Raw genomic sequence first — 14,368 nt, forward strand, 5'->3', positions numbered from 1 at the left:
AGGGCATGTCGGAGACAATCCCGCAGCGCCGGGCCGAGGTTCGCGCCTTGGCCCGCTTGGCGGGCGACGAACTCGGTGGCGCGGTGGACGGCATCGCGGCGATCCACCGGGCGGTGTCGGATCGCGTGTTCGCCGCGGTGCGCTTGGGTGTCGGCCCCGCCGCGGAGCCGGTGAAGGTGGTGCACGACGCGATCACCGACGGGGTGTACCGGATCGTCGGCGGCGCCGCGGTGACCGCGGGGGCGGTGGGCGAACGGGCAGCGGATCTGCCGGGCGCTCCCCCGTCTCGCACGGTGTGGGGTTCGGGTTTCCTCGCGGCGTTGCAGGGCCTGATCGGCGACAGTCTCGAGGCGAGCACGCCGGTCCTCGCCGGTCCGATGACGATTCGGGTGGACGGCGATCCCGTTGCGCCGGAGTCGATCTCCGAGCATGTGCCGCCGCGCGATCACCTGGTGGTGTTCCTGCACGGCCTGGTCGAGACGGAGCACGCGTGGCGGTGGGGCGGGCGGGCGACCTATGCCGAGCGTCTGACGACGGATCTGGGCTGCGCGTGCGTCCAGGTGCGCTACAACAGCGGCCTGCACATTTCCGAGAACGCCCGGGAGCTGGCCGATCTGATCGGGCGGCTCGTCGAGCACTGGCCGGTGCCGGTGCGGCGGATCTCGCTGGTCGGGCATTCGATGGGTGGGTTGATCGCGCGGGCGGCGTGTTTCGACGCGGCGGAACAGAACCGGGCGTGGGTGCGGCTGGTTCGCCACATCGTGTGTCTCGGTTCGCCTCACCTGGGTGCGCCGCTGGAACAGGTGGTGCATCGGTTGTCGGCGGCGCTGGTGTGGTTACCGGAGACTCGCCCGGTGGGCCGGATGCTGCGGCGGCGCAGCGCGGGGATCCGGGATCTGCGTTACGGCTCGCTGGTGGACGAGGATTGGCGCGGGATGGACGCCGACGCGCTGGAACGGCGTGCGGTACAGGAGATTCCGCTGTTGGCGGGTGCGGACCACTACTTCGTGACAGCGTCGTTCACGCGGAGTCCGCGTCATCCGCTGGGGCGGTTCATCGGTGACGGTCTGGTGTTGACGCCGAGCGGCGCGGGCCGGAGCCGGGCCAGGCGGCTGGGTTTCGCCGAGGACAACGGTCTGCACGTGCCGGGCGCGCATCATTTCGCGCTGTTGAATCACGAGGCCGTGTATGCCGCGTTGCGTGGCTGGCTCGGCGGTGCGCCCGCCGCGGCCCTGGGTCCGGGCCGGGCGGGGTGAGGCCGGTTCAGAAGAGCCGTTCGGAGTGGTTGTCGGCGGCGCGGCGGACGTCGGCGGCGAACCGGTCTTCGATGTCGGTGTCGTCGTCGTGGTGGACGGCGTAGAGCAGCAGGCAGCCGCGGATGCCGTCGAGCAGATCTTCCAGCAGGTCGAGTGCGGGGCGCGCGGGATCGAGCCTGCTGACGCGGAATTCGGCGAGCATGGCGGCGCGGGTGGCGTTGTCGATTTCGTAGCGGCGGGCGTGCTCTTCGAGTTCGGCGACGCGGGCGACGACGGCCCATGGGGCGGGCAGGTGGCCTTCGGAGACGGCGACGGCTTCGGCGATGAGGTCGACGACGATGTCGGTGGCCGTTTCGCCGTTGTCGAGGCGTTCCAGGACGAGGGTGGGGGTCGCGACGGGGATCGCTTCGATCTCGTCGGCTTCGGCGATGACGTCGGTGATGGGGAGGTCGGCGAGTTCGCCCGCGATCTCGGCGGCGGCGTGCAGCCAGTGGGCGGCGGCGACGGAGGCGGAGGCGGGGTCGAGTTCGGTGAACAGTTCCGGCGCGCCGAGTGGGTCGGCGCGCAGCAGTGTGTCGGCCGCGTGGACCTGGGCGGGTGAGACGTCGGGCCGGGAGAGTTCGACGGCTTGGCGGGCGCGGCCGGAGAGGTCGCCGAGTTCGGCGGCTTCGATCGCGGCCTGTTCGCGGTGGATCTCGGTGACGATGGTTTCGGTGAGTTCGGCGGTGTCGATGCTGTGCAGGCAGCGGCCGACGCGGTGGGCGGATTCGACGACGCCGCTGTAGGAGACGAGCAGGCCGGCTTCGGTGGGCAGGTTCGGGTTGCGCAGGCCGTTTTCGACCACGGTGAAGTTGCGGCGTTCTTCGGCGCGGCGCCAGGCCTCGCTGTCGGGCACCTCGGGGTCGCCCGCCGCGGCCGCGGGGTGGGTGTAGGTGCGCCAGTGGAAGCGCGACAGCGTGGTCAGATTCGACGCCAGGTCCGTTGCGAGCTCGGGTGTTGTCGGCGGCAGCAGGGCCACCGTCTCGGCCTGGTCGCCGCGGCCGGTCGCCCAGATGGCGACGAGTGCGTTGCGTGCGGCGTCGAATGCGTATCGGGTCACGTGGCACATCCTCACTCATTGGGTGGCGGCGCGCGGGTGTTGGGTTGCTTTGGTTGTGCCGCCGACGGCGTTTCGGCGTGGCACGCTGGTGGCCATGACTCTCGATCATGGTGATCCCGGTGATGCGTCGTCGATGCCGGGACCGCTCGGTCCGGTGGTGAATCCGGTGCGGCCGTCGGCGGCGGAGGAAGCGAGAACGGTTGCGGCGGCGACGAATATGGCGACGCTGGCGAGTTCGAGTGAGGACGGGACGCCGTGGGCGTCGTTCGTGACGTACGGGCTGTTGGATGGCGCGCCGGTGCTGTGTGTGTCGCGGATGGCCGAGCATGGGCGGAATCTGGCGGCGGAGCCGCGGGCCAGTCTGTCGATCGTGGCGCCGGGGCTGCCCGCGGATCCGTTGGCGGGTTCCCGGATCACGGTGGCGGGAGTGGTGGAGCGGCCGGTGGACGCGGAGTTGGCGGCGGCGCGGGAGGCGCATGTGGCTGCGGTGCCCGCGGCGCGGATGTATGTCGATTACAGCGATTTCTCACTGTGGGTCTTGCGGGTGCGGCGGGTTCGGTGGGTCGGCGGGTACGGACGGATGGATTCGGCGACGGGCGAGGAGTATCTGGCGGCGGAGCCGGATCCGGTGGCGCCGGTGGCGGCGCGGGCGGTCGCGCATCTGAACGACGATCACGCGGACGCGTTGCTGTCCATGGCGCGGGTGCTCGGTGGTTATCCGGACGCGACGGCGGCGCGGTGTGAGCGGGCGGATCGGTACGGGCTCGATTTGCGGGTGGAGTCGCCGCGCGGGGTGGCGCGGACCCGGGTGGGTTATCCGGAGCGGCTCGATGGAGTCGATGGATTGCGTGCGGCGACAGTGGAATTGACGCGGCGTGCGCGGGAGGGTTGAGTTCGCCGCGCGGTTGGGGGCTGAGTAGTCCTACGCTTCCGTGCGCGTGCGGCGTGGGTGATGCTGGCGGTCATGAAGCGGTATCGGGGGTTGTGGGCGGTCGGTCTGCCCGCCGTGAGGTCTTCCTTCTCAGGTGGTCGGCGGGGTGATGCGTGATGCGGCCGCGGATTCTCGGGCGAGTCTGGCGAGATCACTGCGCAACGGCGACGGCGGGCGAACCGGTCGATCGGCGAGACGTGCCGCGGCCCAGGCGGCGCGGCTCGATGATCGCGCGGGTGGCGGCGTGTTCCGCGCGCGGGTCGAGCTGAGCGGATCTCAGGCGGAGTCGCGTGGGGGCACGGTGAGCATCGCGACGAGCATGTCGGCGATTTCGGCGGTGTCGTCGTCGAGGTGGGGGGTGCGGGTGCCGTCTTGGAGTGCGCGTTCGTAGTCGGCGACGAGTGCGAAGAGCACGGTGGTCATGGTTTCCATGCGCCTGCGGCGGTGACGGGGCTTCAGGTGCGGGAGGGCGGCGTCGAGGCGGGTGGCGATGATGCGGACCGCGGCGCGGTCGGCGCCCGCGAGGCGGCGGGCGTCGGCGATGACGGGGTGGGTGCGGACGACTTCGAGGAAGCGCCCGTAGTGGCTGGCGCGGTCTTGTCCGACGAGTTCGAGCATGGGTCCGACCAGCATGCCGACGAGGGCGTGCGGGTCGGCGCCGGTGCCGTTGGCTTCGTGGGTGGCGAGCATGTCCATGCGGCGCTGTTCGAGCCGGTTCATGCGGCGCTCGACAATGGCTTCGATGAGTCCGTTGCGTGAGTCGAAGTAGTAGTGGACGGCGGAGTTGTTGCGCTGGCCCGCGGCGGCGGCGATGTCGCGCAGCGGGACGTCGACGCCCCGTTCGGCGATGAGCCGCTCCCCCGCGGCGAGGAGGGCGGCGCGCGAGTCCTCGGCTTGCATGGACACCCACTGTACTGAACCCGAGTCTTGACCTTGTTAAGCACCAGTGATTAATTGGCTGGGAGATGTTCGCGGGGCGTACCGCGCTCACCGACGACACCGTTGCCCGGCGACGACCGAGCAGGAAGGCTGGTCCCATGCGGTTCACGTACGCGGAGACGATGACCGACCCGTCCTACTACGTGCCTTTGGCGCAAGCGGCCGAGGCGGCCGGGTACACGTCGATGGCAGTGGCCGACAGCGTCGCCTATCCGCGCGACTCCGACGCCACCTATCCCTACACCCCCGACGGCAGCAGAGAGTTCCTCGAGGACAAGCCGTTCATCGAGGCGTTCGTGCTGTCCGCGGCCATGGCGGCCGCGACGACGAAGCTGCGGTTCACCCCGTTCGTGCTGAAGCTGCCGATCCGTCCGCCGGTGCTTGTGGCCAAGCAGGCGGCGTCGGTGGCGGCGCTGAGCGGGAACCGGTTCGGTCTCGGCGTCGGGATCAGCCCGTGGCCGGACGACTTCCAGATCATGGACGTGCCGTTCGAGAAGCGCGGCGCGCGGATGGACGAGTGCGTCGACATCGTGCGCGGGCTCACCGCGGGCGGCTATTTCGAGTACCACGGCGAGTTCTACGACCTGCCGCCGATCAAGATCAATCCGGTGCCCACCGAGCCGATCCCGATCCTGATCGGCGGGCACAGCGGCCCGGCCCTGCGGCGCGCGGCCCAGCGCGGCGACGGCTGGATGCATGCGGGCGGCGATCCCGCCGAGCTCGATCGGCTGCTGGCCAAGCTGGACACGCTGCGGGCCGAGTACGGGACGCGCAAGGATTTCGAGGTGCACGTCATCTCGCTGGACGGTTTCACCGTCGACGGCGTGAAGCGTCTGGAGGACAAGGGCGTCACCGATGTCATCGTGGGCTTCCGCAACCCGTACACCCGCGAGCACGACACCGAGAGCCTGGAGACGAAGATCGCGAATCTGTCCCGGTTCGCCGAACACGTCATCGCGCGCACCGCGTCCTGAGCGGCATACCGTGGTGCGGTGAGCATCGCTGACCGGCTGGGTGAGTCGCTGGGTGTCGCCGTTCGCGCGGTGACCGATCTGGGGTCGGGTCACGGGTGGACGCTGCACCGAGCGGAACTGGCCGACGGGCGCGCCGTATTCGTCAAGGCCGCCGCGGACCGGGCCGGGGTGTTCGCGGCGGAGGCGGCGGGTCTGCGCTGGCTCGGCGCGGGTAACTCCGGGCTGGTGCCGCCGGTGCTGGCCGCCGGTGACGGCATGCTGGTGCTGCCGTGGTTGCCGGATGCCGCGCCCTCCCCCGCCGCGGCGGACCGTTTCGGCCGCGATCTCGCACTGCTGCACGCGGATTCGCCGGAGGCTTTCGGCGCGCCGTGGCCCGGGTGGATCGCCGAGTTGCCGTTGGACAACACACCGAGCGAGGGGCCGTGGGCGCGCTGGTACGCCGAGCGCAGGCTACGCCCGTTCGTGGTGCGAGCCGCCGATGTGCTCGGCGCGGACGGGGTGCGGCTGCTGGAGCGGGTGATCGACGGGGTCGACGAGTTGGCGGGCCCGCCGGAGCCGCCAGCCCGCATTCACGGCGATCTGTGGTCGGGCAACCTGCGCTGGACCGACACGGGCGTGGTGCTGATCGATCCGGCGGCGCACGGTGGACACCGAGAGACGGATCTGGCGATGCTGGCGCTCTTCGGCGCACCGCATCTGGACCGCATCCTGGCCGCCTACGAACGGACCCGCCCGTTGGCGGCGGGCTGGCGGTCCCGTTTTCCACTGCACCAGTTGCATCCGCTGCTGGTGCACGTCGCGTTGTTCGGCGCGGGGTATCGCGCGCGGACTCTGGCCGCCGCCCGCGCCGCGCTGACGGGCTGACGGGCACCGATCGGCTCAGGAAGCCAACGCGCCCAGGCGTTTCCGCGTCTCGGCGTCGGCGGGGAAGAACGATTCGATGGCCAGTTCGGCCACGGTGACGTTCATCGGCGTGCCGAACACGGTGGTGACCGACAGGAACGACAGTTCCTCGCCGTCGTGGCGCAGTCGCAGCGGAACGATGGCCTGATCCGGTTCCGGGAGTGCGACCTCGGTCTCGCCGCCCGGGTAGCCGCGCAGTTCCTCGCGCAACGCGATCAATTCTGGTGCGCCGGTCACCTCGATCTGCCGGGACAAACGCGCGAACAGGTGCCTGCGCCATTCGGCGAGATTGACGATGCGCGGTGCGAGGCCGCCGGGATGCAGGCTCAGCCGCAGCGCGTTCACCGGCGCGATCAACAGCCGCGGGTCGATGCCGGTGAGCAGCAGGGCCACACCGGCATTGGCGTCGACCATGTTCCAGTCCCGGTCGATGGCCAGCGCCGGGTGGGGCTCGTGTCCGGCGAGGATCTGCCGCATCGCTTGCCGCACCGCGTCCATCTCGGGGGTGTCCATGGCCGGTTCGGCATAGGCCGGGGCGTATCCAGCCGCGAGCAGCAGGCGGTTGCGTTCCCGCAGTGGAATGTCGAGGTGGTCGCACAGGTGTGCGAGCATCGCGCGACTCGGTGTGGCGCGGCCGGTCTCGATGAAACTGAGGTGGCGCGCGGACGTTTCGGCACGACCGGCCAGCTCGAGCTGACTCAGTCGACGCTCGAGGCGCCAGTGCCGCAACAGATCGCCCGCCGTCCGAGTACTCACCCCGCCGATCCTACGAACCGTGCGGGCGTCCAACGAACTACCCTGTGGGTAGTAGCCGCACCATGCCTAGGCATGGTTGGCCAGAAGGTTGTCGACGAGCCATGTCCAGCCGGTCAGCCACATGGCGGAGCCCGTGAGTCGACGGCTGAGCCGGTCGCGTCCTCGGTCAGTGCGGCGCAGTTGGACCGAGTGGCACGGTCGGCGATCAGTGTCGGAGGACCGCGTTGTTGACTGGGCAGTTGCCTTCGCTTCGGCCGCATGCGGCGAAGTCGCAGAGGCGACATAGCCAAGGTTGTGGACGGTCGTTGGTGCCGGCCGCGCGGCCCTCGGCTCTGGCGAGGGTGACTGTGGTCAGCATCGTGTCCAGAGTTGCTGCGAGGTTGTCGATCTCGTCCGAGGACAACGCCGATAACGCGCTCGTCAGTGACGTCTCACGTGCTTGAAGTATCCGCACCGCCATGCGATGGCCAGTTCGGGTCAAGACGACGGATACCGCCCGCCCGTCCTGTGCTGCGACCCGCTCGACGAGGCCCTCGGCTTCGAGGCGATCGACAAGGCGGACTGTGCCCGAGTGAGTCAGGGCCAGCACGGAACTCAACTGGGTGACCGACCCGCCGTCGAGAAACTCGTGCAAGGCGGCCAGTGCGGCGGGGGCCGACGGGCCGAGCGCCGCGATCGCTTCGATGGCCGCGTTCATCCGGTCGGCGACTACGAGGCTCAACGCGCCCAGGGCGTTGGCTGCGTGCTGGAGGCTTGACTGTTTTGGCGACACCGCTCTAGTTTATATGCATGAGTCACACATATTCTACTTCCGAGCGTGGTGAGTCGACGGCGGCGCTGTCGATGCTGAACATCGACAGCGCGGACCCAGCGAGGCTGGCACGGTTCTATGCGGCCGCGCTCGGTTGGGAAGTCACCTACAGCGACGACAGTTACGGGATGGTCGAAGGCAACGGCATCAAGATCGGCTTCGGCAAGGTCGAGGGGTTCCGGCCCGCGCAGTGGCCTGATGAGGCTTGCGCCAAACGCTTCCACCTCGACCTGCAAGTGGACGACCTCGACGAGGCGGCCGAGAGCCTGTGCGCGATCGGAGCCAGTCAACCGGACTTTCAACCCGGAGCCGGGCGCTGGCGGGTGCTGCTCGATCCCGACGGCCAACCGTTTTGCCTGAGTCCCCGTCCTGCGGCTGTGCCGTAGCGCCCGTCCCGACAGAGCTCGCGGAGCTGCTCGTCCGGGACGCCGAGGCGTAGCACGCCCGGTTGGGACAGCCACCATGCCGACCACCCTGGGGTCTGGCTGGTGCTGCGCAGGAAGGGCTGTCGGACGACGACGGCCCTGACCCGTGCGCAAGCGCTTGACGAGGCGCTGTCGCGGACGATCTCGGCCAAGGTGCGTTAGATGAACGGCCCGGATGGGCGCACGTAACCGACGAAGGGCAGGACTCATGGAAGCACGCATGAACATCGTGGCGAATCCCGACTTGATCACAGGGATCCAGCATCTCCAAAAGGCGATTCACGCCGGTGGCGTCGACCCGCTCATGCTCGAGCTGGTCCATCTGCGGGCCAGCCAGATCAACGGCTGCAGCCCGTGTGTGTTCGCCGGCGTCCAGTCGGCGAAGAAGCATGGAGAGACCGAGGAGCGGCTACACAACGTGGTCACCTGGCGCGAGACCCCGTTCTTCACCGAGGAGGAGCGGGCAGCGCTCGCGCTCACCGAGGCCGCCACCCGGATCCAGGACGGCTCGCCGGGAGTGACCGACGAGATCTGGGAGGCTGCTGCCACCCACTTCGACGAGAAACAGATGTCCGCGATCATCCTGAACATCGCAATCACCAATTTCTTCAACCGGATTAACCACACGATCCGGGAGCAGGCCGGCAAGACCTGGTGAAGGTGCGCGGCGTCATCCATCCAGAGACCCCGATCGACGGCTACTCCCGCCTCGCCTACACCGAAGCGCTCCCAGATGAGAAGGCAGTCAAGGAGGAGTTCTCCAGCGTCAGCAATGTCCTGACGTCCCACACCTAGCGGGCGGTGCCGCGCGTGACGCGATCGGCTGTCAGATACGCCCGCGACACGGTCGAGGTCATGATGTCGAGCAGATCGACGACGAGCAAACAGTCGAGCAGCGGGCCCGCTTCGTCGCGCAGCTGGGCGAGCCCGGATTTCACGCCCTCGTGGACCGCGTGCTGGATGTCGTCGATCGGCACGCCGTCCAGCGCCCACAGCGTGGTGTGGCGCTCCAGGGTGCGCAGCATGCCGTCCAGCGACGGGTCGGCATCCTCCACCAACGCCAGGGCGAGATCCAGGCCCATGCGGATCGCCGTGCCGAAGTCACGCACCGGAGCCGGTTTGCCGTCGTCCTCGGCGTCGTTGGAGCCCATGTGGATTCTGCTTCCTCCCGATGTGGTCCCCACGGTATCGACCGGCAACCCCCGAGGCGATTCGGTGGCGCGAATTCGGCAAACGCCCCCGGTTGAGTATCCAGTCGTTGTGACCAACCCCAAATCGCAGCGGCTCTAGTTGCTATTACTCCGTCACTTGACTAGAGAGACCAATCCGTAATCTGTTGGCTTCTCACATAAGTCGATAACAATCTGGCCTCACAGCCTCCAGATCGGGGATTCACTTAATGTACTGCTGCGCCTGGCGAGCGGCCGTCTCGCACATCGCTGTCCTCGAACGCTCGGCGTGCTCGTCGCGAGCCGACCGGCCCGACCACGTCAGATCGGCTGGAAACCCGCGCCGACCTCTCCGCGCGCATCCAGATCGGCCACTACCGCATGAATGTCGGTACCCACTTCCGGCCCGAAGCAACCCACCCCGAGATAAGCGTTCACCATGCCGACGAGAGTGGAGCCGACCAGCACCGGTGCGCCGGAATCGCCTTCCAGCACGCACAGCTGCGTCCAAGTGTCGGACGTAGCGCCGATGTCGCCCCACGCGACGCCGCAGGTGGTTCCCGTGGTGCGGCCCTTCTTGCACACCACCGTCGGGAACTGTGCGGGCGCGCCGAGACCGGTGATCGCGATGTCGCCGAGCTGTCGCGCCGGGGTGACGCGGTCGGCGTCGAATTCGATGACCGCGTAGTCCAAGACGGGATCGGAGTGGGCGAACCTGCCGACGACGCCGTAATTGGGGTTGTATTCCGCCAGCACCGTCGCGCCCGGTTCGCCGCAGTGCCCGGCGGTGAGACCGACCAGCCGCCCGGCGCGGTCGTGGCCGATCGTGGTGAGCGTGCACTCGGCCTGGTTGGCCACGACGATGCCCGAGCCGCCGCCGAGCACCGGCGGGTCGGCCGCAGTCGCCGTGCCCGCGACCGGTGCGAGACACACCGTCGCCGCGATCGCCACTGCGGATACGCCGCGCGCCGCGGCGGTACGCCGCCCGGTGTCGCCGCGGCCTTTCGGTAGCCGGCTCATCGAAGCTCCTCTCCGCGGGTCGGCAGCCGGATGCGTCCGCCGACGGTCCTTGGTTCGAGATGAGGACTACCGCGAAACCCGCGGGGACAAACAACCCCTGGATTCGGCGGGGTTCCACCACAAGATCGGTTGCTCTACGCTCTAGGGTGGGTTTGTGTCGAAGACGACCCCCGGGAGTGGCCGTGCGGAGAGATCGGCGGAAGATTCCGGGTCTCGCGGCGCTGCTGGCCGCGGGACTGCTCGTCGGCGGCTGTGTCAACGCCCCGGCACCCGAACCGCTCCCCACCACCTCGCCCGAGATGCCGAATCAGGTCGCCGGGGTGACGATTCCCGACGGACAGATCGATCAGGCGGTGCAGCGCCTCGACGGGCTAGCCGACAGCCTGATGCGGTCCTCGCACATCCCAGGACTCGCGGTCGCCGTGGTACACGACGGAAAAGTCGTGTACCGCAAGGGATTCGGCGTGCGAACCGTGGGCTCGGACGCCAAGGTCGGCCCGGAGACGGTGTTCCAGCTGGCATCGGTGTCCAAATCGCTCGCCGCGACCGTCGTCGCCAAACAGGTCGCGACGGGCGCGGTCCAATGGGATACACCGGTGCGCGAGCTCATGCCCACGTTCGCGCTGAACGACCCGTACGTCACCGAGAAGGTGACCGTCGGCGACCTTTTCGCGCACCGCTCCGGCCTCCCCGATCACGCCGGTGACCTGCTCGAAGACCTCGGCTACGACCGCGCTCGAGTGCTGGAGCGCCTGCGGCAACTGCCGCTGGATCCGTTCCGAGACTCCTACGCGTACACCAACTTCGGCCTGACCGCCGCCGCCGTCGCGGTGGCCGATGCGGCGGGCACCGACTGGGAGTCGTTGTCGGACAAGGAGATCTACCAGCCACTCGGCATGCGCTCGACCAGCTCGCGGTACAGCGACTTCCGGGCCCGCGCCGATCGCGCCGACGGCCATGTGCTCGTCGACGGCACGTATCGGGTCGCCGACCCGCCCCGTCAGCCCGACGCCCAATCCCCCGCGGGCGGGGTGAGTTCGTCGGTGGACGATCTCACCGAATGGATGACCATGGTGCTCGCCGACGGAGCAGTGGACGGGCGGCCGTTCCTGGCGCCCGACGCGCTGCAACCGGCTGTGTCGCCGCAAGCGGTGTCGGCGCCGCCGAAGACCTTCGATTCGCGCGCCGGTTTCTACGGATACGGCTTCAATGTCGGGGTCTCCCCGGCGGGACGGGTGGTGCTCGGACATTCGGGTGCCTTCGATCTCGGCGCCGCCACCGCGTTCACCCTCATTCCCTCGGCGAAGGTCGGCATCGTGACGCTCACCAACGCCGCGCCGATCGGGGTGCCGGAAACACTCAACGCCGAATTCGCCGACCTCGTCCAGTTCGGCACCGTCCGCGAGGACTGGCGCGCGTTGTATCGCGAGGCGTTCGCCCCGCTCAGTGCGCCCAGCGGCAGTCTGGCGGGCAAGACACCACCCGCCGACCCCGCGCCCGCCCAGCCGCTGTCGTCTTACGCGGGCGGCTACGCCAACCCCTACTACGGTCCGGCCACGGTCACCGCCGAGGGCGGTTCGCTCACCCTCAGCCTCGGGCCGAAGGGCATGCGTTTCCCGCTGCGCCACTGGGACGGCGACACCTTCGTGTTCACCCCGAGCGGCGAGAACGCCACCAGCGGCTCGGTCTCGCGGGCCACTTTCGCCGGAAACACCCTCACCCTGGAGTACTTCGACGCCGATGGACTCGGCAGATTCACGCGGCCATGACGCGATCTCACCGCGTCCGGTCGAACACCCCGCGCAGAAACGCCGCCTGGCCGGCGTGCTGCAGGTCGTCGGAGATCACGCTGACCAGGCGCACGCCGAGCGTGACCGGCGGGTCCCAGCGAACGTCGACCACCTTCGCCAGATCCTTGTCGGACAGCTCGCGCACGAACGCCAGGGTCTGATCGTGGACGGCGTCGTAGTAGCCGGTCAGCAGTTCCGCGGGAGCGCGGATCACGGCGACGTCGCCGGGGCCGTCGCCGTAACCGGTCGCCGATTCGTCCAGCGGCAGGCCGAAACGGCCGTACCAGTCCTTGGCGGTCCACACCTGCTCGGTGCCCGCCACGTCGGCGAGGTGATCGTCCTGGACGCGGGTCAGATGCCAGATCAACCAGGCGATCGTGTTGGCGCCCGGATCGATCCGGAAGGTCAGCGCGTCCTCGCCGAGCCCGTCGACGGCCTCGTGCACCACCTCCTTGACCCGCTCGTACCCGTCGGTGAGCAGTTGTGCGCTCGTCATCGCCCCGCCTCCCTGCATCGTCGATGTGCGTCCGTCTTCGGAACCTACCCACTGGCCCGCACTCCACGCCGGATGTCACAGCGGCAGAAGCGGAGGCGATATGCACTGCATTCCGCGCGAACTAGATCATTTCCGACCGAGCCCCTCGTTGCATCGACGCGCTCAGTGAGGACACCGTGACGCCACCCGAATTCCAGCACCTCGGACCTCGCCTCGACGACATCGACCAGTTGCGAAATCAGGCACGGCTCTCGGTCCGCCGCCGCGAGGCCCGGAGCGCGGTGCGCGATCTGCACCGGGCTCAGACCATCGCCGAGGAACTGGCCGGTGACGCCGAACGACGGCGACCCGCTCACGCCGCGCTGCTGACCGTGCTGGTGCGAGTCATCGAGCTGGAAGCCGAGATCGCCCGCGGCATCGCTGACGGCACCCTGGGTGACGTCAGCGCGCTGAGCGAGGCATTGATCAGGTTCTCGGTGCGGTCCTGCGCGCACGGCGATCCTGGCATCGGCGGCGAGTGCGGGCCGGAATGTGAGTGAACCCCGCGGCGTTGTGTCCGAGCCGACCCTGCATTTCGGCCCGGACGAAGCGCCTCAGGCGCCGTAACGCCTGCGCTGCGCGTCCTCGGCGATGAGGCGCAGGCAGGTGTCGTGCTCGGTCTCCGCGGGATAGCGTTCGTTGCGCAGCCGCAGCATCGCCTGCGCCACATCGATGCCCAGTACGCTCGACAGCCGCACGGCATCGACCTTCGACATGTGATTCCTCCGATTGAACTCTGTTGAAAAGCGAATGATCCGACCATGACGTACCCGAACGACAGGCGGCCGAACCCTCGGAGATCCTGCCGCGTACCGATTTCCGTCTCGCGGCCGCCCCCGGCACATTCGCCGTGCGCGTGCTGACGGTGCCACCATGGATGCCATGGGCGACATCCGGATCGGCACCTCGGGGTGGGTGTATCGACCGTGGCGCGGTGTGTTCTATCCGCAAGGCCTGACCCAGCGGCTCGAACTCCCCTACCTCGCCGAGCGACTGAACAGCGTCGAGATCAACGGATCGTTCTACTCGCTACAGCGACCCTCGAGCTACCTGCGCTGGGCCGCTCAAACGCCCGACGATTTCGTGTTCGCCGTGAAGGGCGGTCGCTTCATCACCCACATGAAGCGGCTGCGCGACGGTGACACGCTGCTGGCGAACTTCCTCGCCTCCGGCGTGCTCGCGCTCGGCCCCAAGCTCGGCCCGATTCTGTGGCAGCTGCCGCCGACCATGCGGTTCGACCCGGAGCTGCTCGCGGAGTTCTTCGCCCACCTGCCGCGCAGCACCGCGCACGCCGCCGAGATCGCGAGCCGTCACGATCACCGCGTCGACCCTGCCCACACCACCGCAGACGCGGACCGCCCGCTGCGCCACGCGCTCGAGATCCGGCACCCCACGTTCGTCACGCCGGAGTTCCCGGAATTGTTGCGCGAATACGGAATCGGACTCGTCGTCGCGGACGCGGCGGGCAAGTATCCACTGCTGGAGGACGTCACCGCCGATTTCGTGTACGTCCGGCTGCACGGGCACGACGAGCTCTACGTCAGCGGATACACCGACGCCGGACTGGACATGTGGGCCGAGAAGATCCGCGCGTGGTCGCGCGCCGGGGACGTCTATGCCTACTTCGACAACGACGCGAAGGTGATGGCGCCGCGCGACGCGCTCGCCTTGCGCGCCCGGCTGGCCGACGCGTCCTCGCGATAGGCGCGGCGCGTGCATCGAACGCAATATCGCGCAGCCTGCCCAGCCGACCCGGCACA

17 protein-coding genes are annotated in these 14,368 nt (G+C 68.9%); 9 read left to right on the forward strand and 8 right to left on the reverse strand.

Translation table 11 applies throughout. The features are described 5' to 3' along the window. Positions 1-5: 5 nt before the first annotated feature. The gene (locus NX1_RS03200; RefSeq protein WP_068054162.1) at positions 6-1,256 is read left to right on the forward strand and encodes a lipase family alpha/beta hydrolase; all 1,251 of its coding nucleotides are present in this window, start codon (positions 6-8) and stop codon (positions 1,254-1,256) included. A gap of 7 nt (positions 1,257-1,263) precedes the next feature. Here NX1_RS03200 and NX1_RS03205 read toward each other — a convergent pair whose 3' ends face one another. Next, positions 1,264-2,355: a hypothetical protein gene (locus NX1_RS03205; RefSeq protein ID WP_157119501.1), complete on the reverse strand. Its 1,092-nt coding sequence runs from the start codon at positions 2,353-2,355 to the stop codon at positions 1,264-1,266. A gap of 94 nt (positions 2,356-2,449) precedes the next feature. Between NX1_RS03205 and NX1_RS03210 the strand changes: the two genes are divergently transcribed. Continuing rightward, positions 2,450-3,247 carry a HugZ family pyridoxamine 5'-phosphate oxidase gene (locus NX1_RS03210; protein WP_068053383.1) on the forward strand — a complete coding sequence of 266 codons (798 nt, stop codon included), beginning with the start codon at positions 2,450-2,452 and terminating at the stop codon, positions 3,245-3,247. 315 nt (positions 3,248-3,562) lie between these two features. Here NX1_RS03210 and NX1_RS03215 read toward each other — a convergent pair whose 3' ends face one another. Then, positions 3,563-4,186 carry a TetR/AcrR family transcriptional regulator gene (locus NX1_RS03215; protein ID WP_068053386.1) on the reverse strand — a complete coding sequence of 208 codons (624 nt, stop codon included), beginning with the start codon at positions 4,184-4,186 and terminating at the stop codon, positions 3,563-3,565. 137 nt (positions 4,187-4,323) lie between these two features. Between NX1_RS03215 and NX1_RS03220 the strand changes: the two genes are divergently transcribed. Continuing rightward, positions 4,324-5,199 carry a TIGR03619 family F420-dependent LLM class oxidoreductase gene (locus tag NX1_RS03220; RefSeq protein ID WP_068053389.1) on the forward strand — a complete coding sequence of 292 codons (876 nt, stop codon included), beginning with the start codon at positions 4,324-4,326 and terminating at the stop codon, positions 5,197-5,199. Positions 5,200-5,217: 18 nt separating this feature from the next. Next, positions 5,218-6,063 (forward strand): fructosamine kinase family protein, encoded by an 846-nt coding sequence (locus tag NX1_RS03225; protein WP_068053392.1) that lies wholly within the window; start codon positions 5,218-5,220, stop codon positions 6,061-6,063. A gap of 15 nt (positions 6,064-6,078) precedes the next feature. Here the strand turns inward: NX1_RS03225 and NX1_RS03230 are convergent, their stop codons facing one another. Both NX1_RS03230 and NX1_RS03235 read right to left on the reverse strand, forming a co-directional pair. Then, positions 6,079-6,858: a helix-turn-helix domain-containing protein gene (locus NX1_RS03230; protein ID WP_068053395.1), complete on the reverse strand. Its 780-nt coding sequence runs from the start codon at positions 6,856-6,858 to the stop codon at positions 6,079-6,081. Positions 6,859-7,063: 205 nt separating this feature from the next. Continuing rightward, positions 7,064-7,630: a MarR family winged helix-turn-helix transcriptional regulator gene (locus tag NX1_RS03235; RefSeq protein ID WP_157119502.1), complete on the reverse strand. Its 567-nt coding sequence runs from the start codon at positions 7,628-7,630 to the stop codon at positions 7,064-7,066. 71 nt (positions 7,631-7,701) lie between these two features. Between NX1_RS03235 and NX1_RS03240 the strand changes: the two genes are divergently transcribed. Together NX1_RS03240 and NX1_RS03245 are read left to right on the forward strand one after the other, a co-directional pair. Continuing rightward, positions 7,702-8,055 (forward strand): VOC family protein, encoded by a 354-nt coding sequence (locus NX1_RS03240; protein WP_169812170.1) that lies wholly within the window; start codon positions 7,702-7,704, stop codon positions 8,053-8,055. Between the two features lie 259 nt (positions 8,056-8,314). Continuing rightward, positions 8,315-8,752, forward strand: a complete 438-nt coding sequence (locus NX1_RS03245; RefSeq protein ID WP_245668296.1) for a carboxymuconolactone decarboxylase family protein — start codon at positions 8,315-8,317, stop codon at positions 8,750-8,752. Positions 8,753-8,885: 133 nt separating this feature from the next. On the opposite strand, the gene NX1_RS03250 is transcribed toward NX1_RS03245, so the two are convergent. After that, entirely contained in the window at positions 8,886-9,245 is a 360-nt protein-coding gene (locus tag NX1_RS03250) for an RsbRD N-terminal domain-containing protein (RefSeq protein ID WP_068053404.1), read from the reverse strand. A gap of 339 nt (positions 9,246-9,584) precedes the next feature. Next, the gene (locus NX1_RS03255) at positions 9,585-10,283 is read right to left on the reverse strand and encodes a chymotrypsin family serine protease (RefSeq protein WP_245668297.1); all 699 of its coding nucleotides are present in this window, start codon (positions 10,281-10,283) and stop codon (positions 9,585-9,587) included. 182 nt (positions 10,284-10,465) lie between these two features. Here NX1_RS03255 and NX1_RS03260 point away from each other — a divergent pair, with 182 nt between their 5' ends. Beyond that, a complete protein-coding gene (locus NX1_RS03260; protein ID WP_068054173.1) occupies positions 10,466-12,052 on the forward strand; it encodes a serine hydrolase in 1,587 nt (528 codons plus the stop codon). A gap of 7 nt (positions 12,053-12,059) precedes the next feature. On the opposite strand, the gene NX1_RS03265 is transcribed toward NX1_RS03260, so the two are convergent. Further along, a complete protein-coding gene (locus NX1_RS03265; RefSeq protein ID WP_068053407.1) occupies positions 12,060-12,569 on the reverse strand; it encodes a mycothiol transferase in 510 nt (169 codons plus the stop codon). A 176-nt stretch (positions 12,570-12,745) separates the two neighbouring features. On the opposite strand from NX1_RS03265, the gene NX1_RS03270 reads away from it, so the two are divergent. Beyond that, positions 12,746-13,108: a hypothetical protein gene (locus tag NX1_RS03270; protein ID WP_068053410.1), complete on the forward strand. Its 363-nt coding sequence runs from the start codon at positions 12,746-12,748 to the stop codon at positions 13,106-13,108. 54 nt (positions 13,109-13,162) lie between these two features. Here NX1_RS03270 and NX1_RS35915 read toward each other — a convergent pair whose 3' ends face one another. After that, complete coding sequence (locus NX1_RS35915) at positions 13,163-13,324, reverse strand: hypothetical protein (protein WP_157119503.1); 162 nt, start codon at positions 13,322-13,324, stop codon at positions 13,163-13,165. A 166-nt stretch (positions 13,325-13,490) separates the two neighbouring features. On the opposite strand from NX1_RS35915, the gene NX1_RS03275 reads away from it, so the two are divergent. Then, positions 13,491-14,312, forward strand: a complete 822-nt coding sequence (locus NX1_RS03275) for a DUF72 domain-containing protein (protein ID WP_068053411.1) — start codon at positions 13,491-13,493, stop codon at positions 14,310-14,312. The last annotated feature ends 56 nt before the right edge of the window (positions 14,313-14,368 follow it).

This window comes from Nocardia xishanensis NBRC 101358, from assembly GCF_001613365.1.
Lineage (GTDB): Bacteria > Actinomycetota > Actinomycetes > Mycobacteriales > Mycobacteriaceae > Nocardia > Nocardia xishanensis.